At 68.7% G+C, this 20,289-nt stretch carries 17 protein-coding genes; 4 read left to right on the top strand and 13 right to left on the bottom strand.

Going from position 1 to position 20,289, the window contains the following annotated elements:
* Positions 1 to 30 precede the first annotated feature (30 nt).
* Complete coding sequence (locus QTI05_RS10930) at positions 31 to 951, top strand: tetratricopeptide repeat protein (protein ID WP_286540118.1); 921 nt, start codon at positions 31 to 33, stop codon at positions 949 to 951.
* A gap of 8 nt (positions 952 to 959) precedes the next feature.
* The gene (locus QTI05_RS10925) at positions 960 to 1,415 is read left to right on the top strand and encodes an META domain-containing protein (RefSeq protein ID WP_286624403.1); all 456 of its coding nucleotides are present in this window, start codon (positions 960 to 962) and stop codon (positions 1,413 to 1,415) included.
* Here QTI05_RS10925 and QTI05_RS10920 read toward each other — a convergent pair.
* Genes QTI05_RS10920 through QTI05_RS10905 form a run of 4 tightly spaced genes read right to left on the bottom strand, consistent with a single transcriptional unit; the run spans position 1,407 to position 8,980 of the window.
* Entirely contained in the window at positions 1,407 to 2,861 is a 1,455-nt protein-coding gene (locus tag QTI05_RS10920) for a Dyp-type peroxidase (protein ID WP_286624402.1), read from the bottom strand. The genes QTI05_RS10925 and QTI05_RS10920 overlap by 9 nt on opposite strands.
* A complete protein-coding gene (locus QTI05_RS10915; protein ID WP_286624400.1) occupies positions 2,858 to 4,858 on the bottom strand; it encodes a hypothetical protein in 2,001 nt (666 codons plus the stop codon). Before QTI05_RS10915 ends, QTI05_RS10920 begins: the two co-directional genes overlap by 4 nt.
* Positions 4,780 to 6,009, bottom strand: coding sequence for a cytochrome P450 (locus QTI05_RS10910; RefSeq protein WP_286624398.1), 1,230 nt, complete (start codon positions 6,007 to 6,009; stop codon positions 4,780 to 4,782). Before QTI05_RS10910 ends, QTI05_RS10915 begins: the two co-directional genes overlap by 79 nt.
* Complete coding sequence (locus QTI05_RS10905) at positions 6,002 to 8,980, bottom strand: ATP-binding protein (protein WP_286624397.1); 2,979 nt, start codon at positions 8,978 to 8,980, stop codon at positions 6,002 to 6,004. Before QTI05_RS10905 ends, QTI05_RS10910 begins: the two co-directional genes overlap by 8 nt.
* A 215-nt stretch (positions 8,981 to 9,195) precedes the next feature.
* Between QTI05_RS10905 and QTI05_RS10900 the strand changes: the two genes are divergently transcribed.
* Positions 9,196 to 10,860 carry a patatin-like phospholipase family protein gene (locus QTI05_RS10900; RefSeq protein ID WP_286624395.1) on the top strand — a complete coding sequence of 555 codons (1,665 nt, stop codon included), beginning with the start codon at positions 9,196 to 9,198 and terminating at the stop codon, positions 10,858 to 10,860.
* Between the two features lie 8 nt (positions 10,861 to 10,868).
* Here the strand turns inward: QTI05_RS10900 and QTI05_RS10895 are convergent, their stop codons facing one another.
* The 6 genes from QTI05_RS10895 to pyk all read right to left on the bottom strand — a co-directional run bounded on the left by QTI05_RS10895 (position 10,869) and on the right by pyk (position 16,763).
* On the bottom strand, positions 10,869 to 11,525 hold the full coding sequence (locus QTI05_RS10895; RefSeq protein ID WP_286540129.1) for a Crp/Fnr family transcriptional regulator: 657 nt from the start codon (positions 11,523 to 11,525) through the stop codon (positions 10,869 to 10,871).
* A gap of 57 nt (positions 11,526 to 11,582) precedes the next feature.
* Positions 11,583 to 12,248, bottom strand: a complete 666-nt coding sequence (locus QTI05_RS10890) for a helix-turn-helix transcriptional regulator (protein WP_286540130.1) — start codon at positions 12,246 to 12,248, stop codon at positions 11,583 to 11,585.
* A 115-nt stretch (positions 12,249 to 12,363) separates the two neighbouring features.
* Positions 12,364 to 13,269, bottom strand: coding sequence for a phosphoribosylaminoimidazolesuccinocarboxamide synthase (locus tag QTI05_RS10885; protein WP_286624394.1), 906 nt, complete (start codon positions 13,267 to 13,269; stop codon positions 12,364 to 12,366).
* 112 nt (positions 13,270 to 13,381) lie between these two features.
* On the bottom strand, positions 13,382 to 14,269 hold the full coding sequence (locus QTI05_RS10880) for a fructose bisphosphate aldolase (protein ID WP_286624393.1): 888 nt from the start codon (positions 14,267 to 14,269) through the stop codon (positions 13,382 to 13,384).
* 84 nt (positions 14,270 to 14,353) lie between these two features.
* Positions 14,354 to 15,250, bottom strand: coding sequence for an alpha/beta hydrolase (locus QTI05_RS10875; protein WP_286624391.1), 897 nt, complete (start codon positions 15,248 to 15,250; stop codon positions 14,354 to 14,356).
* A gap of 64 nt (positions 15,251 to 15,314) precedes the next feature.
* A complete protein-coding gene (gene pyk, locus QTI05_RS10870; protein WP_286540135.1) occupies positions 15,315 to 16,763 on the bottom strand; it encodes a pyruvate kinase in 1,449 nt (482 codons plus the stop codon).
* Between the two features lie 152 nt (positions 16,764 to 16,915).
* Between pyk and QTI05_RS10865 the strand changes: the two genes are divergently transcribed.
* On the top strand, positions 16,916 to 18,013 hold the full coding sequence (locus tag QTI05_RS10865) for a fatty acid desaturase (RefSeq protein ID WP_286624390.1): 1,098 nt from the start codon (positions 16,916 to 16,918) through the stop codon (positions 18,011 to 18,013).
* Positions 18,014 to 18,033: 20 nt separating this feature from the next.
* Here QTI05_RS10865 and QTI05_RS10860 read toward each other — a convergent pair whose 3' ends face one another.
* The 3 genes from QTI05_RS10860 to QTI05_RS10850 are packed head-to-tail and all read right to left on the bottom strand — an operon-like array spanning position 18,034 to position 20,266.
* Positions 18,034 to 19,227 carry a phosphoglycerate kinase gene (locus tag QTI05_RS10860; RefSeq protein WP_286624389.1) on the bottom strand — a complete coding sequence of 398 codons (1,194 nt, stop codon included), beginning with the start codon at positions 19,225 to 19,227 and terminating at the stop codon, positions 18,034 to 18,036.
* 20 nt (positions 19,228 to 19,247) lie between these two features.
* Complete coding sequence (locus QTI05_RS10855) at positions 19,248 to 19,586, bottom strand: AzlD domain-containing protein (protein ID WP_286624387.1); 339 nt, start codon at positions 19,584 to 19,586, stop codon at positions 19,248 to 19,250.
* The gene (locus tag QTI05_RS10850; RefSeq protein WP_444812894.1) at positions 19,583 to 20,266 is read right to left on the bottom strand and encodes an AzlC family ABC transporter permease; all 684 of its coding nucleotides are present in this window, start codon (positions 20,264 to 20,266) and stop codon (positions 19,583 to 19,585) included. Before QTI05_RS10850 ends, QTI05_RS10855 begins: the two co-directional genes overlap by 4 nt.
* Positions 20,267 to 20,289: the final 23 nt, after the last annotated feature.

Below are 20,289 nucleotides of genomic sequence, written 5' to 3'. Positions count from 1 at the left end.
AATTTTACGTTTGACCCCCGCCTTCGTCCCATGATCGACATCACCCTCGAAAACTTTCAGTCCGAACTCATCGACGGCTCGATGACCACGCCGGTGCTGCTGGACATCTGGGCCGAATGGTGCGGGCCCTGCAAACAGCTCGGCCCGGTGCTCGAAAAGCTGGAAGTCGACTACGCCGGCCGCTTCACGCTGGCCAAGCTCGACGCGGACAAGGTGCCTCAGATCTCGCAGCAGTTGAGCCAGATGTTCGGCGTGCGCAGCATCCCGTTCTGCGTGATGTTCAAGGACGGCCAACCGGTCGACGGCTTCGTCGGCGCCATTCCCGCAGCCGAGATCCGCACCTTTCTCGACAAGCACGTGCCTGCTGCCGAAGCGCTGGAAGCCGCCGCCGAGGAGGAAGCCGCCCAGGACGCGCTGGCCGAGGGCGACACCGAAGGCGCGCTCGAGAAGCTGCAGCATGCCGTCGCCACCGACCCGGCCAACGACGACGCACGCTTCGACTACATCAAGCTGTTGCTGCAGGAGGGCCGCGACGACGATGCCAAGGTGGCGTTTGCGCCGGTGATCGACAAGACTGCCCTGGTTCGCCGCTTCGACGCGCTGCAGCGCTGGATGGACGCGATCGATTTCGCCGCGCCCGCCGTCGGCACGCCGCCCGTGTTGGCGGAGCTGGACGCGAAGATCGCCGCCGCCAAGCGCGACTTCCAGGCCCGCTTCGACCGCGCCCGCCTGCTGATGGCCGCGCAGCAGTGGCCCGCGGCAATGGACGAACTGCTCGAGATCCTGATGCGCGACAAGACCTGGAACGAGGAAGTCGCGCGCAAGACCTACGTGGCGATCCTCGAGATCATCGAGCCGGCCAAGGTGAAAGTGGCCGACGGCCAGATCCCGCCGGTCGACCCGACCGTGTCGACCTACCGGCGCAGGCTGAGCAGCGTCGTGCTGAGCTGAGGCTTCCCATGCGTTTCACGATTCACCCGCTCTCCAGCTTCATCTTCGCGGCCCTGTTCGCTGCAGGCATCACCGCCTGCGGCAGCGGCATCAGTCTCGACGAGCCCATCGAGGGGCCGGTGTGGTGGCTGACGCAACTGAACGGCCAGCCGGTCGGGGCCGGCCGCGAGCCGCAGCGGGATCCGCAGGTCGCATTCGACCGCAACAGCGGACGCGTGAGCGGCTCGGGCGGCTGCAACCGGCTCTCTGGCAGCTTCACGCGCACCGGCAGCGCGCTGCGCATCGGCCAGCTCGCCTCGACCAAGATGGCTTGTGCCGACGCTGCGCGCAGCGATATCGAAGCCCAGTTCCTGCAAGTGCTCCAGACCGCCGCGACCTACCGCCTGGCCGGCCCCGACCGGCTGGTGTTGCTCGACGAGGGCGGGCGCACGCTCGCCTTGCTCAGCAGTCAGCCCTCACGCTGAGGCCGGCGGGCCGGCGGCGATGAATTTCAGCGCGGCCAATCCCGGCAGAAAGAAGTAGCCGCCACCCAATACGGTGGTGAAGCGCGGCAGCGGGCCGACGCGCATGCCGACCGGCAGGCCCTGTACGGTGAAGGCGCGATCGGGCGATGTGCCGAGGATCGGATCCTGCTCGTCGCTCAGCCCGCCAAAGCGCGGGCCACCGATCCAGCTGCGCTGGATGAACTCGAACTGGCGGTCGAGATCCGCGTTGAGCGCCACGAACATCAGCCCCTTGCCCTGGCCGACCTCGCACGGGCTGCTCGCGGCGCCCTCGTCCGCGTAGACGCGTCCGCGCCGCAGCAGCCGGTGCAGCCGGGAGCTCGTCACGCCCTCTTCCGGCGAGCTCGCCACCGCGTCGCGCGGGTTGGCGCGGCGCACATGGGCGCCGCGCGGACAACGAAAGCCGTCGGCGTCGTCCTGGAGGTAGCGAAACCCGTCCAGCCCGGTCTGGCTGTCGGGCGCGGCGGCCAGCGCGTGGCCGTTCTTGCGGCGGCCCATCATGCGTTCGGCGATGTCCGGCACCGGGCAATTACGCGCAAAGGCCTCGAAGACCGCCACATGCTGCTCGATCTGGCGCACCGCCATGTAGCTGCCGTTGCGGCCGAAATCGACGCACGGCGCCGTTGGCGCCGATGCCCAGGCCAGGCCCGGGCAGTACGCCTTTTCGCGGTATTCGTTGGGATGGCCGAGCACGAACTCGCCGAGTGCGACACGCCGGTCGTTGAAAAGCGTCTTGCCCGCTTGCCGCCGGGCGCGCCATTCGGCCTGGGACCAGGCGATGCCGCTGGGCAAGGGCTGGCTCAGCCCATCGCGGAACCCGAAAGGTTCGCGCGAACCCGGGTCTTCCTGCGTCGGCGGGTCGATGTAGGCCGGGCAGGTCGGCACCCGATGCATTTTCACCAGGCCCCGATCCGCGAGCAGGCCCGGATCGAGCAGGCGCGAGGGCACCGCATCGTCCGCCCAGAAGTGCGCCACCAGAAGGTGAACCGCATTGCGGTCGGTGTCGCCCCAGTACCACGCCGTTGTCTTGTCGTCGTCGAGCAACTCGCGGCGCGAAGGCTCGGCCATGCCGCCGCGGAACGCGCTGGGAAAGGGGCGGTCGAGGTCGTCGGTCAAGCCGAGCGCCGACAGGCCCGCATGGCTGAAGGTGAGCGTCACGGATTCGTCGATCGGTCGCCGTGTATCGGCGGTGGCCGGCGCCTCGCCCGGAATGTGCGGCCGGCGAACCTCGCCGAGGGCGCGCACCAGCCCCTGCGCCAGCAGTTCGCCGATCCATTGGCGTGCGAGTACAGCATCGGTAACCTGCAGCAGCAGGTAGTGCCCCTGCCGCAGGCGCGTGAAGCCGGTGCCGACGAGCGCCTGGATGTCACCGAACGCCTGTTCGAGATCGTGATGTGTTTGGCTCATGATTCCAGCGCCCTCGCAATCTGGTCGTCCTTGACGGCGGTGCGCCGGCCCTGCAGCGCCACGCGCAGCCGCGTCGCGCGCACGATGTCGTCGCTCGACAGGCAATACGCCTCGAAGCGGTACAGGTGCGGCACCATGCTGTCGCGCGCATAGGACTTGAACGCCTGTTCGCACTTGCAGCCGCAGAAGATGTGCACGCGCGTCGGCGGAAAGCTGCGCGCCACCTGCACCGCGGGATGGCCGGCACGCGCCGCCTGCCGGGGCCGCAGTTCGGTGTTGCGCCAGATCAGGTTGACGCCCTGCGATGCGCCACGGATGAAGGCATCGAGGTAGCCACCGAACGCGCCGTCGAAGTTGCTGCAGAACAGCAGCCGGCGGCCGTTGTCGAGGATGTGCCAGTGGCCGAAGTGGATGCCGCCCGTCCTGCCGAGTTGGCCTTCGGTGAAGTAGAGCTCACCGAGCAGGTTGATGAGCCAGAGCCAGAAGCGCAGGCGCCGCAGGTGTGCCGGGCTCCTGATCTCGGTCAGGCTGATCATGTGGCCGGTGCGCCTGGCCAGCGCCGCTTCGCAGGCCTGGATGCTGGGGTGCACCGTGTGCAGCGGCACGTCGGGCAGCGGCCCCGGGCGGTCGGCCTCCTTCAGCGCTTCGGCGAGCCTGCGGCCCAGAAAACCGAACAGGCGAGGACCGCAATACAGCCCCGCCCCCACCACGAAGATGGCACCGGACGCCCAGCAGATCGCGGTCAACGGATCTGGCCACACCGACAGATGCAGTGCATCCTGCTTGCAGTTCAGAGCCCCCATCACCCTGAACATCCACCAGGTCAGCCCGAAGACCAGCAGCAGCAACACCGCGCTCACAAGGGACGCGAGCACGACCGGAAAAAACGGCGGCGCACGCAGGTTGGACGCGGCACACACCACCAGCAGCAGGGCAGCGCTGAGCCCGATGGCGAGCAATGCGATGCCCCCCAGCGCCGTGAGCGCCCCCATGCAGGCGGGAATCCACAACACGCCCATCACCACGGTGACGAGCATCACGGCGCTCAGAAACAGCACGAAGATCAGCAACACCACGAATGCCACCACGATCCCCACCGCGCCGTTCATCGCGCCGAAGATGACCGGTAGCAGGATCGCCAGCAGTCCCAGTGCCGCAAACAGCACTGCGGCCGCGACAAAGTCGGGCACGGCAAGGCCCGCGCCGGCGAGCAACTGCGCCGACGCCAGCACGATCGCACCGACCACCGTCAGCAGGCCCAGCAGCGCGAGAAATGGAACCACCAGCCGGACCGACAGCAGGGCCAGTCGCACGACGTCGGGCAGATTGCCATGCCGCCACAGCGAGCGCCGCGGCAGTTCGGCGGCCCAGGCGCCACCGAAACGACGGGCCCAGACGGCCATGTAGTCGCCAAGCGCTGCGCGGTCTGCGAACGGATCCGGCCGCAGGTTGCGAAACGCGCTGCTGGCCTGCTTGAAGAGGTTGTTTTCACCGCGAACCTGCGCCACATCGAGATCGCGGTTGCCCACGAAACCGCAAGCCGCCACGTTGGCATGCTGCGCGAGAAACGCGCGCAGCCAATCCCGCTTGGACGCCGGCGTCGAGCCCTGCGGGCCCGGCCAGTGCGCACGGTAGAGCGACCACAGCGCGCCGAAGCCGTGCTGCAGCATGAGGTCGATGAGTTCGGCCGGCGGTACGCCTTCGTCGACCACCACCTCGAGCATCAGCGACGGCGATGCCATCGGCGAGGCCTCGGGCGCGATGGGCAAAAGCGCGAGCGTCGCGAAATGAATGCGCCCGATGGCGCGGCACATGCGCTCGATGCGGCGCTGCACGCTGGCGGGCACTTCGCCCGGCGCGTCCGCCGCGCCGGGGGTGACGAAACACATCATCTGCTCGCGCGCCATCGCCGCTGCCTCTAGTCCCTGAATGCCAGCCGGGCCGACGCGATGCTCGGGCCGTCGTAGCGCATGCGGCGCCACCACGGGTCGGCCCATTTCACGCCGGGCAACTGGAGCAGGCCGATCAACGCGCTGACCAACACTTCCACCACCTGCTCGGAGGCGATGCAGTGCCGCTGGCCGCCGCCGAACATCAAGTAGCGGTCGGGCGGGTGCACGAAGACGCGGCTCGGGTCGTACACCTGCGGCGGTGCGCCTTTGTGAGCTGCAGGGTCGAACAATGCGCCGATGGTCAGCACCGTCAGCTGTGCGCCGGCCGCGGCGCGCGACGCGCCATCGCTGCCGTAGCGCACATCGCGCGGCACGTCGCGACGCAGGATCGGGAACGGCGGACGAAAGCGCAGCAGTTCCAGCACATGCCGCGCGAACAGCTCGCGCAGCGGCATGTCGTTCCACGGGTCGGTGCATTGGCCGACCCGCTCGGCGAGCTCGCGCAGCACCTTCGGCCGCACCAGCAACTCCTGCATCAGGAGCGCTCCGCTCTGCACCGTTGCAGGATGGCCGACCCACAGCATGCCGACGACGTTGCGCGCGACCTCTTCCCGATGCGTCGAGCCGGGCAAGCCCCAGACGGCCTGCAACGCGGGCAGCCGGGCCTGCACCCAGGCGGTGAGTTGCGCCGCGCTCTCTCTCGCGCGGCGTTGCACCGCGTCGGTGGCGACACCGCCCACGATCAGGTGCGCGCCGATGTTGCGCAGGTGCAGAAAAACCGGATCACCGGACGGCAACGGCGGCAGCGCCGCGCCGAACGCCCCGCCCATCGCCTGCCAGACGATCGGCGCCATGTAGTCGGTGATCAGGTCGAAGCGGCGCACCGGCCCCGCGCGCAGGTCATGAACGAGGCGCCGGCTCTCGGCAGAAGCGCGCGCCGCGAAATCCGGCGAGGGCTGCAGCTTCTTCATCAGCAGTGCGCGCTCGCAAGCGTGCCGCGGGCCGGATTCCATGCCGATGGCAAAGTCGCCCGCCACCAGGTTCGGCCGCTGCGCCGAATTGGAGAACGCAAGCGGTCGCTCGAAGACACCGACAACGTCGTCCCGGGTGGCGACGGTGCGAAGGAAGCCGCGGGTTCTGGGATTCTTCTGGATCACCGCCGCCAGCGCGCGCAAGGCCCGTGGCTGGTGGATCGCGGTGCTGACGCCCTGGTAAGCCGCCCAGCGCCCGAAGCGGGAAAGCGCCTTCTCAAGCATGACTGCTGGGCACCGGCTCGTCCGCCAGGCCGGGCATGCCACAGTCGCGCGCGGCCGCCAGCGCCTGCTGCGCGTGCAAGGCCGCGTCCTGCGCGCGCCCTGCATCGGCCTCGATGCTGGCGAGGAGTTGCAAGGCACGCGCTTCGTGGCCGCGCTGTTCGAGCGCCGCGGCCGCCTCGCACGCGCCGTGCGCGGCCACGAGCGCCTCGTCCATCCGGCCCGCCTCCCGCAACGCGATGGCGAGGTTGAACGGAAAGTAGAACTCGTTGTAGCGGCCGCCGGAAAGCGAGACCTTGGCTGCAATCGCCGGCTCGAGCAGGGCCAGTGCCTGCAGGGCCTGCCCGCTGCGCGCCATGGCTCCGCCGAGGTAGGCCACGATCGCCGGGTGCATGTTCGACAGCTCATGCAGGCGGCACAGCTCGAGCGCCGAACGCAGCAGCGTCACCGCCTCTTCGGGCCGGTGCTGCGCGAGCAGCAACTCGGCCTGCACGAAGTCGACCAGCACGCGGGAGAACGCATGGTCTTCGGTGGCGAGCTCGCGGTAGGCGGCGTCGCATGCGGCCTGGGCGGCATCGAGCTCGCCCTTCCAGATCAGCGTGTCCGCCAGGAAGGTCTTGACGTTGACCGACGCGATCACGGCCCAGCCCGGCATGAGGCGCCGGGCGCGCAGTTCGGCAGCGAACTCGCGTTCGACCTCGGCGGCATCGGCACCTGCCATGGCATAGCGCCCGAGTCCGTGGTTGAGCATCATGCGCGCCTGCATGGCCGCCATCTGCAGGCTGCGGCTGCCGGCGGCCAGCGCCACTGCGCCGGCGTTGGCTGCGGCTTCCAGCCCTTGCCGGTAGCTGCCGCGCGTCCACAGCGTGACGGCGAGTTGCAGCGAAACGGCGGCCTGGCGCCGCGTGTCACCCAGGGTGCGCGTGATGTACTCGGCGCGCTCAAGGTTGCTGACGATCGCGTCGAACAGGCCGACCGCCATCTGTGCGCCCAGCGCCTCCATGCGCAGCGCGAGTTCGCAAGGCAGCATCGCGGCTTCGGGCTCCACGCGCCGGGCAGCCTCGAGCCCCAGCGAGAACACGCGCAGCGCATCGCGGTTGTCGGAGCGCGCAATCGAACGCGTCATGGCGCGCTGTGCGTACTCCGCGGCCGAGAGCCATTGCTCGCCGTTGTACGCGTGATGGGCGAGCACCCCGGGGTTCTCCGAAGGCTTGTCGCCGCTGCGCAGGCGCAGCGCGTCGAAGGCAGCGCGATGGAGCTGGCTGCGGCGCGAGCGCGTGAGCGTCGCCGCCACCGACTCCTGCACCAGCCCGTGGCGAAACGCATAGGCGCCGGCCGACGCGGATGCAGCGATCAGGCCGCCGGACATGGCCTGCCGCAAATGGCTTTCTGCCGCGGCCTCGTCGATGTTCCGCATCGCTGCGACCACGCTCGACAGCAGGGGCTCGCCGACGATGGCCGCGGCCTCGAGGCTTGCCTTGGTCTCGGCCGGAAGCCGGTCGACCCGCGCGCCGATGACCGCCATGATCGATGCCGGCACGCCCAGCGGCGACTGGCCCGATGTGCAACGGTAGGCGCCCGGTGGCCCGAGCAGGCTGCCGCCGTCGACCAGCGTCATCACCATCTGCTCGAGGAAGAAGGGATTGCCGTCGGCGCGGTCGAGCAAGGCGGCGCGGACGCTGTGCAGCGATTCGTCGTCGCCGAGCAGCGCCTGCGCCAGCTTGACCATCTGCGCCGAAGGCAGCGGGCCGATCCAGTGTTCGGCGAACCAGGGCGCATCGCTCCAGCGGTGCACATAGTCCTGCCGGTAGCTCATGAGCACCAGCAGCGGTTGCGACTGCAGGCGCCGCGCCAGGAGTTCGAGCAGCCGCAGGCTGCCGCGGTCGGCCAGGAAGACATCGTCCACCGCCAGCACCAACGGCCCGCTGCGGGTGCGTTCGCGCACCAGCCAGGCGAAGGTGTTGGCGATGCGCTCGCTGCGTTGCAGCGGCGACAGCGCGCGCCACGCGCTGCCGGCGTCGCCGGTGTCGAGCAGATCGGTGAGCGCGGCGGTGTGCAGATCGGTGGGCTGGTCCGGCGCCGTTTCCGTATGGATTGCGTCGACGCCCGAACTGCCGCTTCCCAGGCGCAGCAGCACGCGTGCGAGATCCGCGACCAATCCGTACGGCACATGGCTGGCGTAGGCGCGTGCGGTCACCGGCGCGATCGAGAAACCCGTTTCGCGCAAGTGCGTGCAAAGCTCCGCAATCAGCCGCGACTTGCCGATGCCCGCCTCGCCCCGCACGCCGACTGCGCAGAACGCGCCCGCCCGCACGCGCTCGGCGATCGCCTTCAGGTCGTCGATGGCTTCGCCGCGCCCGACCAGCGGACCCAGGTAGCGCCGGCGTGCGAGCGGCGCCGCCGCCGACCCTTGCGAACCGACCGTGATCTCGTGCACGTCGACCGGCACGCTGAAGCCGCGAATCTCGCGCTTGCCGAGCAGACGCGTCTCGATCTGGTCACCCACCAGCTGCATGGTGTTGCCGCTGACCTGCGCGGTGCCGGGTGCCGCCATTTTCTCCAGCCGCGACGCCAGGTGGATGGGCGGGCCGTCGACGCGGTAGGGCGTCGACAGGTCGGCGCCACCCGGCCCGGCGATGACCTCGCCCGAATCGATGCCGATGCGCACGCGCATGGGCGCCTCTACCGTCGTGTGCGCCTTCATCGCTTCGAGCATTGCGCTCGCCGCCAGGCATGCGCGCAGCGCGTGATCCTCCTGCGCGATGGGCGCGCCGAACAGGGCCAGCAGTTCGTCGCCGCGCCACTGCATGCGGGTGCCGCCATAGGTGGCAACGGCTTCGGCCATCAGGCGATAGGCGGTGTCGAGGTAGGCCTGCCCGTCTTCGGCCCCGGTTTGCACCACCTGGGCGGTGGAGTCGCAGAGGTCGGCGAGCAGCACGGTGACCTGCTTGAGTTCGCGCTGCGCGTCCAGCAACGCACCGCAGTTCCAGCAAAAGCGGTGGCGAGCCTGACGTGGCGTTCCGCAATTTGCACAAGCGATCATCCGTACCTCTGTTATACCGAGCCCCGCCGACTCTATCCGGTGAGACCCGCTTGTCCATACGCCATTCTGAGGAGGGGCGCCCTGGACACAAGACAGATACTCGCCACGCGTTGTCTTGAGAAAATGTTCAGGAGAAGAACCCGCCCATGGCTCGCCCACCGCAGTTCGAACTCGGTCTCTCGCTGGCCGGCGGCGTGTCCTGCGGCGCCTTCACCGCGGGCGCGATCGACTTCATCGTGGAAGCGCTGGACGCCTGGCAGGACGCGCAGGAGCGCAACGACGCCGACGCGCCGGCGCACCGGGTGGTGCTGCGCACCGTGATGGGCGCGTCGTCAGGCGCCTTGACGACCGCGGTACTGGGCGCCGCGTTGCCATATGACATTCCGCCAGTGCGCCCGGGCACCTCTTACGACGACGCATGCCGCAACCCGCTGTTCGAGAGCTGGGTTCACATGACCGGCCTCGACAACCTGCTCGACGCGCGCGATGCGGCGAGCGGCAACGTGCGCTCCCTGCTGGATCCGACGCGACTCGAAGGCGCCGCGCGCAAGGCCATCGAGTTCGGCCAGCGGGCCACGCCACGGCTTCGCCGCTGGCTGCCCGACCCGTTTCGCGTGGCCTTCTCGGTGACCAACCTGCGCGGCGTGCGCTACCCGTTGCTGCACGCCGGTCGCGCGGCAACACCGCCGCGCGCGACGGTGCATGGCGAACTGCTGCGCTTCGCACTCACCGGCCTGGGCGACGGGAGCCACCCGCAAACCGCGCGGCGGGCCGACGAAAAAGAGATTGCCGTCGGCGCCGATCCCGCGGCCGCCTGGGATCGATGGGGGCACGGGTATGCCACCGCAGCCCTCGCCTCCGCGGCCTTCCCGCTGCTGCTGCCGGCCCGGCCGCTGCAGCACCTCGCCGCCGATGCCCGCGCGTTGCAGATCGTGCTGCGCGGTGGCGTCTGCGCCCCGGATCAAGTGGTGACGGCGTCCCCGGCCGATGCTGCCACCGACCCACGCGACCGCGCATTCGACGGCGTCGATGGGGGCCTGATCGACAACGACCCGGTCGACGCCGTCCGCTCGGAGCTGAACGACCGCGACCCGCTGGCCTGCAACCCGCGCGACGGCCTCGTGAGCGACCGCGCGGTGCTGCTGGTCAATCCGTTGCTCGGCACGTCGGCCACCACCGGAGTGCCCTGGTTGCCGACAACGCTGGGCAATGCGCTGCCGCGCCTGCTGTCGACGCTGCTCGACCAGGCGCACCTGCGCATGGAAGACATTGCGCTGGCGACGCGCGAAGACGTCTACAGCCGCTTCCTGATCGCGCCGCACGCCGAAGCGGATCCGTCCACCGCGTCCAGCCGCGCCCTCGCCGGCGGAAGCCTCGGCGGTCTCGGCGGCTACCTGTGCCGCGAATTCCGGTTGCACGACTACCGGCTCGGCCGCCGCAATGCACAGCAGGCGTTGGCAAACCACCTGCTGCTGCCCGAGGACAACCCGCTCTTTGCGAATTGGACGACGACGCAGCGGGCGCACTACGCGGCCGGCGACCGCGAGCTGCCGATCATCCCGCTGGTCGGCCGACTGCACCCGCGCCATGGCGAGGAAGAGCCGTCTCCCGACTGGCCGCGCGGCCAGGCCGACCCGACCGCTTTCGGGCCGGCCTTCGACCGGCGTCTGAACCTCGTTTATCGCCACCTCGTGCCCTGGTGGGCTCGGTGGCTGCTCGCACCGCTCTGGCACCTGTTCGTGCGGCGGCGCGTGCGCAACGGCCTGGTGGAGGCAATGGTCACTGGCCTCCGGCAGCATGGACTGTCGTGACCGCGGCCCTACCAGCGCGCGGGCAAGGCTCGCAGCAACACCAGGCAACGCTGCTCGACGGCAATGTAGCCGCCTTTTTCGAGGTCTTTCAGCAGTCGGCTCACCATCTCGCGCGACGAACCGATCTCGCCGGCGATCGCCTGGTGCGTCAGGCGCTCGGCGATGCGCCGGGTGCCGTCGGGCTCGGCTTGTGCCCGCTCTTCCAGCACGCGCTTGAGCCGGCTGTAGACGTCGAGCAGGGCCATGCTGCGCGCGCTTTCGGTCGCCAGCCGGGCCCGCTGGATGAGCCGGACGATCAGCCCCATCGCGAAGTCGGCATCGGCCGCGATGTGGCGCAGCAGGGTCTCGCGCGTCACCACCGCGCAGACGGTCGGCTCCACCGTCTGCACGCTGGCCGAACGCGGGCCGCCGTCGAGCGACATCTCGCCGACGTATTCGCCCGGTCCGTGGTGGCCGAGCGTGACCTCACGGCCGCGCGCATCGGAGACGAAGGCGCGCAGCCGGCCGGTGAGCACGATGTAGATGGCATCGCCCTGGTCACCCTCTTCGATCAGCACCGCGTGGGTGCGGTAACGGCGCTGCACGCCCAGGGCTGCGAGCTTGAGCAGTGAGGTCGGCAAGGCGGCAAGAGGGTCGGCGCGGTTTCCGGCGGCGGGCGGCGGCATGCGCGGACTATAGAGCCACGCGGCGCAGCACGCCTGCGCGCCGCGGCCACCGCGACCTCAGTCGTGCGCAGAGAGCCTGAGCGCCGACACGATCTGCGGCATGCGCGTGACGCGGTGCACCACCTCGCGGATGCTGCTGCTGCCGGTTTTCTGGCGCACGTTCTTGATGTGCGTGCGCACCGTCGACAGGCAAATGCCCTGGAGCCCGGCGATTTCCTCGGCCCCATGACCGGCGCACAACTGGGCCAGCACGTTCTGTTCGGCCCGCGTCAGCTGCTTGGCCCGGGCGAACATCTGCATGGTGAGCATTTCGCAGCCGGCGGCGCGGCTGCACATGATCAGCACGGTGTCGATCACGGCGCCGGTGTCGCGCGGCTCGAGCGGGATGAAAGCCAGCGACAGCGGCTCGCTCGCGTGCTCCAGCTCGACGATGCTGCGGCAACCGCGCTCGGCGTCCCTGAGTGCCTGGCGAATGCGCGCCTGCCAGGCCGGCTGGCCGGCGCACAGCATGCCGTCGGCATTGCGCAGTGCGCGTGCGGCCGCCAGCTCGCGCCGCGCGGGGTGGTTGGAATGGAGGATGCGGCCGGTCAGGTCGACCAGCACGAGCCCGTGATCGATTTCGTCAAGCACACGCGCCAGCATGCCGGCCTGCAACGCGTCCGGCGGGGCGACCGTGCCGGCACCGAAAGACGGTGGACTTTTTTCATGGATTGCCAGATTCATTTCGCTTCCTCATCCGTTGTGGTGAGGACAGTGTCTGGAATCCGTGCCTTGGCAGGCAGGGACTATTGCCGCGGCGTTTGTGACTTATTTACATTTGTGAAAAACCGTCCACCGGTCAGTCGGTCAGTCGCTGCAGCGCTTCACGGTACTTGGCGGCGGTCTTCTCGATCACTTCGGCCGGCAGGCGCGGCGCGGGCGGGGTCTTGTCCCAGGGCTTGCCATTGATCTTGGTGGCTTCGAGCCAGTCGCGCACGAACTGCTTGTCGTAGCTCGGCGGGTTGGTGCCGTTGCGCAAGGCTTCTTCGTAGCCCTCGATCGGCCAATAGCGCGAGCTGTCGGGCGTGAGCACCTCGTCCATCAGCACCAGCGTGCCGGCCTCGTCGAGGCCGAACTCGAACTTGGTGTCGGCAATGATCATCCCCTTGGTCAACGCGATGGCCGCCGCGGTTTCGTAGATCTGGATGCTGGTTTCGCGGATCTGCTGGGCGAGCGCCGGACCGACGATTTCGACCACGCGGTCGTAGCTGATGTTCTCGTCATGCTCGCCCGCAGCCGCCTTGGCAGCGGGCGTGAAGATCGGGCGCGGCAGCTTGCTGGCGTTGGTCAGGCCCTCGGGCAACGGCACGCCGCAGACGGCTCGATTCTCCTGGTACTCCTTCCAGCCGCTGCCGGCCAGATAGCCGCGCACCACGGCTTCGACCGGGATCGGCTTCAGGCGCTTGACCAGCATCGAGCGGTCTTTCACCTGCGGTGCCTCTTCGGCGGTGACCACGCTCTCGGGTGCGTCGCCGGTCAGGTGATTCGGGCAGATGTGGCCAAGCCGGCCGAACCACCAGAGCGCCATTTGCGTGAGGATCACGCCCTTGCCCGGAATCGGCTCGCCCATGATCACGTCGAACGCGCTCAACCGGTCGCTCGCCACCATCAGGATGCGGTCGTCGCCGACCGCATAGTTGTCGCGCACCTTGCCGCGCGCGAGCAGGGGCAGGCTCTTGATGGAGGACGTGTGGACGGTGGTCATGGCGGAAGGCGGTGTGAAAACGGAAGGGGGAACGGAGGGGGAATGGCGATTGTGCGCGCAGAAAAAAGCCACCGCGAACGGTGGCCGGCATGCGGGCAGAACGCCCCTTGGGTCAGGTGATCGAGGCGCGGTAGATCGACTCGATGGCGGTGTCCAGCGCGCTGTTGAACGCCGCGTCGGACTGCTGTGCGCTCAGGCCTTCGGTCAAGGCACGGCTGAAGCTGGCGATGATTCCCGGGTTGCGCGCCAGGCGGGCATTGGCATCGTCGCGTTCGTAGCCGCCGGAGAGCGCCACCACGCGCACCACTTGCGGATGCGCCACGAGTTCGCTGTAGTAGCCGTCGACGGTCGGGAGCGTGAGCTTGAGCATCACCTTCGATGCGGCAGGCAACGCGTTCAGGCGCTCCAGGAAGCCCTTCTTGAGCACGACTTCGGCCTGCTGCTTGTCGGCCGCACCGATCGAGACTTCGGGCTCGAGAATCGGCACCAGGCCGGCGTTCAGGATCTGCTGGCCGACGGCGAACTGCTGGTCCAGCACGGCAGCGATGCCCTTTTCGTTGGCAGCGTTCACCACCGAACGCATCTTGGTGCCGAAGATGCCCTTGGCCGCGGCGCGTGCGAGCAGGCCGTCGAGTTCGGGCATCGGCTTCATGAGTTGCACGCCGTCGGCTTCGGCAGCCAGGCCCTTGTCCACCTTCAGAAAAGGCACGACCTGCTTGCGCTGCCAGAGGTAGGCGGCGGCATCGAGGCCATCGATCTGCCGATCCATCGTCGCCTCGAACAGGATGGCGCCCAGCACGCGGCGGCCGTCGAACGCGGGGCTGGTCACGATGCGGCTGCGCATCGCGTGCACGAGATCGAACATCTCGGCGTCGCCCTGGTAGGCGCTTTCCTCGATGCCGTATAGCTTGAGCGCCTTCGGGGTGCTGCCGCCACTTTGATCCAGCGCGGCGATGAAGCCTTTGCCCTTGGAGACTTTGTCGAGTTGTTCCTGATTCACTGCGTCGCTCTCGTTCGTGCCGTTGACACGGCGGTAGGGGGGTGGTGCAAGATTGTATCGGCGGCCCCCGATCGGCTCGATTGGCTATTTCCCTGCGTCTGGCGGGAGCCCCAGGAAAGCCAGTACCGGCGGCAGCACCGGGCCACCCAGCCACCGCAGCGGCTTGGCCACGGCAACGATCAGCGTGATGTGGCCGAGGTCGTCGAACTCGCGCGTCTGCACCGACACGCCCGCTGCCTGCAATTTGGCCGCCATCTGCCCGGTATTGCGCACCGGATTGACCACCTTGTCCTCGCGCGCCACCAGCAGCAGCGCGCGCGGCGAGGCGGCCGAGGCATGGGCCAGCGGCTGCGAATCCGGCGGCGTGGCCGGCCAGTTGAAAGCCACCCGCGCGTCGGGGTTCACGATCGGCAGGAAATCGTAGGGGCCGGCCAGCCCGATCCAGCCGGCGAGCTGTTTCGGGCTCGCCCCCACCGCGCCGAGCCAGCGCGCGTCGAGCGCCACCATCGCCGTGTTGTAGCCGCCCGAGCTGTGGCCCATCACATAAACCCGTGATGGATCGGCGCCGAGCCGCGCTGCGTTGTCGAGCGCCCATTTGACGGCGAGCGCACTGTCCTGGACGAACACCGGGTACTTGAACGCGGGCGACCGGCCGTAGTCGGGCAACACGACCACGGCGCCGCGCGCTGCCAGCGCCTCGCCGACGAACCGGAAGCCGGCACGCTCCCCGGTCGTCCAGGTGCCGCCATAGAAGAAGACGACCAGCGGGCGCTTGCCCTCGGCGGGCAAGGTGCTGGCCAGCGGCCGGTAGACGTCGAGCTGCTGGCGCGGCGCCGGCCCATAGGACACGTCGCCCTCCAGCGCGTAGGTGTCGCTCGGCACCACGCTGTTCAGCAGCTTGACCGGGGAGCAGGCGGCCAGCAACGTGGCGGCAGCAGCGATCAGCAGCGCGGTGCGCGGCCTGGGGAAGGGATATCTCATGGGGCAGGTACGCGCGGCAAACCAGAACGGTTTCGCAAGCTGCGCATTGCCGCCACCCGCGGCGTCAGGTCGCCCGGCAGATCTTGAGCATATTGGTGCCACCGGGTGCACCCATGGGCTCGCCGCAGGTGATCGCGTAGACGTCGCCGCTCTGCACGATCCCGCGCTTCTTCAGATGCGCCTCGGCCTGCTCGAGCGCCGTGTCGCGATCGCTCTCCGGATCCATCAGCAAGGGGCGCACGTTGCGAAAGAGCGCCATCTTGCGTTGCGTGGCAAGACGCGACGTCAGCGCATAGACCGGGATGTGCGCCGCATGCCGGCTCATCCAGAGCGGCGTGGAGCCCGACTCGGTCATGGCCACGATCGCCTTGGCGCCGAGGTGGTGCGCGGTGAACAGTGCACCCATGGCGATCGACTGGTCGATGCGGTTGTAGGTGTGGCCGCTGAAGTCGGTGTCGAGGGTCTTGTCCTCGGCCTGCTCGGCCGCTTCGCAGATGCGGCTCATCTCCTGCACGGTCTCGAGCGGGTAGCGGCCCGAGGCGGTTTCGGCCGAGAGCATCACGGCGTCGGTGCCGTCGAGCACTGCGTTGGCCACGTCGCTGACCTCGGCGCGGGTAGGCACCGGGTTGGTGATCATCGATTCCATCATCTGCGTGGCGGTGATGACCACGCGGTCCATCTCGCGCGCCATGCGAATCATCTTTTTCTGCAGCGCCGGCACGGCCGCATTGCCGACTTCCACCGCGAGGTCGCCGCGCGCGACCATGATGCCGTCGCTGGCGCGGATGATTTCTTCCAGCTTGGGGATCGCCTCGGCGCGCTCGATCTTGGCGATCAGCCCCGGCTTGTGGCCGAATTCGGCCGCCGCCACGTTGCAGAGCTGGCGCGCCATTTCCATGTCGGTCGCATTCTTCGGAAAGCTCACTGCCACGTAGTCGGCCTGGAAGCTCATCGCTGTCTTGATGTCTTCCATGTCCTTGCCGGTCAGCGCCGGTGCCGTGAGGCCGCCGCCCTGCTTGTTGATGCCCTTGTTGTTGGACAGCTCGCCGCCGAGCCGCACGGTGGTGTAGACCGCTTCGCCCTTGACCGCATCGACGGTCAGCACGATCAGGCCGTCGTTCAGAAGCAGCCGGTCGCCGGCCTTCACGTCGCGCGGCAGGTCCTTGTAGTCGAGGCCAACCGCATCCACGTCGCCGAGCTCGGTGCGGGCGCCGTCGAGCACGAACTTGGCGCCGGGTTCGAGCCAGATCTTGCCCTCGGCGAACTTGCCGACGCGGATCTTCGGGCCCTGCAGGTCGGCCATGATCGCGACCTCGCGCCCGGTGCGGCGTGCCGCCTCGCGCACCATCAGCGCGCGGTCGATGTGATCCTGCGCCTTGCCGTGACTGAAGTTGAGCCGCACCACGCTGACCTTGTTCAGGATCATCTGTTCCAGCAGTGCCGGGTCGCTCGAAGCGGGCCCGAGCGTGGCGACGATCTTGGTGGCGTGGCGTGGGATGCGGGGGTCGTTCATTTGTCTCTCACTGTTGGTTTGGCTTTGGGCGCTTTTGACGCAATTCTCACATGCGGAAATGACACCGCACGATACGGCAAGTTCAACCGCCAATCGGCCCGATATTGATTTTCGTCATGGTCGGTGTGCGTCGAACACGCTACGGTTCGACCATGAACGCCCTGCCTGACTCCGCCCCGCCCTTGCCCGTGCCGCCGGAAGCGCCGCTGCCGCACCGCAAGACCCTCCGTTCCTGGCTCATCCCGCTCTCGCAGCGCAGCAGCCTGCGGGCGCTGGCGTTGCTCGCCCTCGACTACGCGCTGTTCGTGGCGCTGCTGATTGCCGCAGTGCTGCTCGAGTCCGGCTGGCTCAAGCTGCTGTGCGGGCTGGCCACGGGGTTCGTGATCGGGCGCCTGTTCATCATCGGGCACGACGGCTGCCACCACAGCCTGACGCCGCACCGGGGCCTGAACCGGTGGCTGGGCCGAATCGCCTTCCTGCCATCGCTCACGCCGTTCAGCCTGTGGGACATGGGGCACAACGTGGTGCACCACGGGTTTACCAATCTGAAGGGCGTCGACTTCACCTGGGCGCCGCTCACGCAGGCCGAGTACGCGGCGTTATCGCCGTCGCGCCGCTTCATGGAGCGCGTCTACCGCAGCGGTTGGGCGCCAGGCCTCTATTACATGGTCGAGATCTGGTGGCACCGCATGGTGGCGCGCGACAAGTCGGGCAAGGCCGAACGCCCGGTGTTCTCGCACGATTGCTGGCTGGTGGGCAGCTTCGGCACGGTCTGGTTCTGCGCGCTGGCGGCGGCGGCGCTGGCCACCGGCCAGTCGGTGCTGCTGCTGGTCGCCACGGCGTTCGCGGTGCCGTTGCTGTTCTGGTTCGCAATGATCGGTTTCGTGGTCTACGTGCACCACACGCACGTGAAGGTGAGCTGGCACGACGATCGCGCCGCCTGGCAGCGCGCGCAGCCTTTCGTCTCGACCACCGTGCACCTGACGTTCCCACTGCGCATCGGCGCCCTGCTGCACCACATCATGGAGCACACCGCGCACCACGTGGACATGAGCATCCCGCTCTACAAGCTGAAGGCGGCGCAGGCGCGCCTCGAGGAACTGCTGCCGGACCGCATCGTGGTGCAGCGCTTTTCGTGGGGCTGGTACTTCGGCACCGCGCGCAGTTGCAAGCTCTACGACTTCACGCGCCGGTGCTGGACCGATTTCAAGGGCCGGGCGACCAGTGAGCCACGCGCCGCGCCGGCCTGAGCCGGCCGCGGCGACGCCCCTCAGCCGGCGGCGCGCTGTTCCAGGATCTGCAGCGCCGGCAGCGTCTTGCCCTCGAGGATCTCGAGGAACGCGCCGCCGCCGGTCGAGATGTAGCCGATCTTGTCTTCGATGCCGTACTTGGCGATTGCGGCCAGCGTGTCGCCGCCGCCCGCGATCGAAAAGCCCGGGCTGGAAGCGATGGCCTGCGCAATGACCTTCGTGCCGTTGGCGAAGGCATCGAACTCGAACACGCCGACCGGACCGTTCCAGACGATGGTGCCGGCTTCGCGCAGTTGCGCCGCAAGCTGCGCTGCGGTCTGCGGGCCGATGTCCAGGATCAGGTCGTCTTCGGCCACCTCGCTCGCCGCTTTCACCGTGGCCGGTGCATCGGCCGCGAAGGCCTTGGCCGTGATCACGTCGACCGGAATCGGCACTGCGGCACCGCGCGCGCGCATCGCTTCGATCACGGCTTTCGCCTGGTCCAGCAGATCGGGTTCGGCCAGCGACTTGCCGATCGGCAGGCCTGCGGCCAGCATGAAGGTGTTGGCGATGCCGCCGCCGACGATGAGCTGGTCGACCTTCTCGGCCAATGCCTTCAGGATGGTCAGCTTGGTGCTGACCTTGGAGCCCGCGACGATCGCCACCAGCGGGCGCTTCGGCGCGGTGAGGGCGCGCGTGATGGCATCGATTTCAGCCGCCAGCAACGGGCCGGCCGAAGCCACCTTGGCGTATTCGGCGATACCGTAGGTGGTGGCCTCGGCGCGGTGTGCGGTGCCGAAGGCATCGTTCACGTAGATGTCGCAGAGCGCAGCGAGCTTTTGCGCCAGCGCCGGATCGTTCTTCTTCTCGCCCTTGTTGACGCGGCAGTTCTCGAGCAGCACCACCTGGCCGGGCTTTACCTCGACGCCGTCGACCCAGTCGGCCAACAGCGGCACCTCGCGGCCCAGCAGTTCGCCCAGGCGGGCAGCCACGGGCGCCAGCGAATCGGCAGGCTTGAAGGCGCCTTCGGTGGGGCGGCCCAGATGCGAGGTGACCATGACCGCGGCGCCCGCGGCGAGCGCCTGCTGGATGCAGGGCGCGGATGCGCGGATGCGCGTGTCCTCGGTGATGCGGCCGGTGTCGTCCTGCGGCACGTTGAGGTCGGCACGAATGAAGACGCGCTGGCCGGCAACTTTGCCTTGGGCGCACAGATCGGTAAAGCGGATGACGTTCATGCGCCCGATTCTAGGAGCGCCTACCAGCCGAGCCACAGATGCAGCGGCAGGTAGACCGCCATGCCGACCACGATGGTGCCAAGCACGCCGCGGCGCCAGAAGTAGTAGGCGGCGCCGGCCGCGGCCGCAAAGAGCCGGCCATCCCGCCAGGTCGAGATGAAGTGTCCCTGCGTCATGACGATCTCGGGAATCACCACCGCCGCCAGCGCAGCCACCGGTGCGTAGTGCAGCGCCCGGTGCGCCCACGGCGGAAAACCCCAGGGCCGGTCAAGGATGAAGAAGAAGCAGCGCGTGAGCACGCTGACGCCGGCCAGGCCGACGATGATCAGCAGCGTCCAGGCATCCGTCACACCTTTCATGCCTCGTCTCCTTCGTTGGGATCGAGCCCGAGCTGCCGCTCGAACCAGAAGCAGAGCAGAACCGCCACGCCGATGCCGACCACGATGTTGAGCTTGAGCGGCAGGCTGTAGGCCGCGACCGCGGTGCCTCCCGCGATGGCAATGGCCAGCATTCGCAGCCGGCTGGTGGCCATCGAGCAGAGGATGCCGACCAGGCTCAGCACGCCCGCGAAGCCCAGCCCCCACGCCAGTGGAATGAAGTTCGCCAGCGTCACGCCGAGCAGGCTGAGCCCCATCCACGAGCACCAGGTCACGCAGCAGCCGCCTGCGAGGTAGGCCTCCTGCGCGGCGCGGCCTGCCGCGTCGTCGGCCGGCACCGGGTAGCGGCGCGTGAACAGCGCATAGCTCAGGTCGGCCGTCAGGTAGCCGTTGACCAGCCGGCGCCAGCGCGGCAGGTGCATCAGATAGGGCCGCAGGTGCAGACTGAACACCACGAAGCGCAGGTTCACGCAGAAGCCCGTGGCCAGAATCACCCAGCCTGGCGCACCCCCCACCAGCAACGGGATTGCGGCAAGTTGCGAACTGCCGGCGTAGACCAGCAGCGTCATGGCCACCGCCTCGACCACGCTCATGCCCGACTGCACCATCGCCACGCCGGTCATCAGGCCCCAGGCCGAGATGCCGAGGGCGAGCGGCGCCATCTCGCGGGCGCCCTGGCGAAAGG

This window comes from Variovorax fucosicus, assembly GCF_030316825.1.
GTDB classification, from domain to species: domain Bacteria; phylum Pseudomonadota; class Gammaproteobacteria; order Burkholderiales; family Burkholderiaceae_C; genus Variovorax; species Variovorax fucosicus.
The sequence above is the reverse complement of the archived record's forward strand: the minus strand, read 5'-3'. Positions and strand labels throughout refer to the sequence as shown.

Bases quoted from the DNA above. Each gene is read 5' to 3' on its own strand.
- QTI05_RS10930 (WP_286540118.1), top strand. From the start codon at position 31: ATGATCGACATCACCCTCGAAAACTTTCAGTCCGAACTCATCGACGGC.
- QTI05_RS10925 (WP_286624403.1), top strand. From the start codon at position 960: ATGCGTTTCACGATTCACCCGCTCTCCAGCTTCATCTTCGCGGCCCTG.
- QTI05_RS10920 (WP_286624402.1), bottom strand. From the start codon at position 2,861: ATGAGCCAAACACATCACGATCTCGAACAGGCGTTCGGTGACATCCAG.
- QTI05_RS10915 (WP_286624400.1), bottom strand. From the start codon at position 4,858: ATGGGCCGACCCGTGGTGGCGCCGCATGCGCTACGACGGCCCGAGCAT.
- QTI05_RS10910 (WP_286624398.1), bottom strand. From the start codon at position 6,009: ATGCTTGAGAAGGCGCTTTCCCGCTTCGGGCGCTGGGCGGCTTACCAG.
- QTI05_RS10900 (WP_286624395.1), top strand. From the start codon at position 9,196: ATGGCTCGCCCACCGCAGTTCGAACTCGGTCTCTCGCTGGCCGGCGGC.
- QTI05_RS10895 (WP_286540129.1), bottom strand. From the start codon at position 11,525: ATGCCGCCGCCCGCCGCCGGAAACCGCGCCGACCCTCTTGCCGCCTTG.
- QTI05_RS10890 (WP_286540130.1), bottom strand. From the start codon at position 12,248: ATGAATCTGGCAATCCATGAAAAAAGTCCACCGTCTTTCGGTGCCGGC.
- QTI05_RS10885 (WP_286624394.1), bottom strand. From the start codon at position 13,269: ATGACCACCGTCCACACGTCCTCCATCAAGAGCCTGCCCCTGCTCGCG.
- QTI05_RS10875 (WP_286624391.1), bottom strand. From the start codon at position 15,250: ATGAGATATCCCTTCCCCAGGCCGCGCACCGCGCTGCTGATCGCTGCT.
- pyk (WP_286540135.1), bottom strand. From the start codon at position 16,763: ATGAACGACCCCCGCATCCCACGCCACGCCACCAAGATCGTCGCCACG.
- QTI05_RS10865 (WP_286624390.1), top strand. From the start codon at position 16,916: ATGAACGCCCTGCCTGACTCCGCCCCGCCCTTGCCCGTGCCGCCGGAA.
- QTI05_RS10860 (WP_286624389.1), bottom strand. From the start codon at position 19,227: ATGAACGTCATCCGCTTTACCGATCTGTGCGCCCAAGGCAAAGTTGCC.
- QTI05_RS10855 (WP_286624387.1), bottom strand. From the start codon at position 19,586: ATGAAAGGTGTGACGGATGCCTGGACGCTGCTGATCATCGTCGGCCTG.
- QTI05_RS10850 (WP_444812894.1), bottom strand. From the start codon at position 20,266: ATGGCGCCGCTCGCCCTCGGCATCTCGGCCTGGGGCCTGATGACCGGC.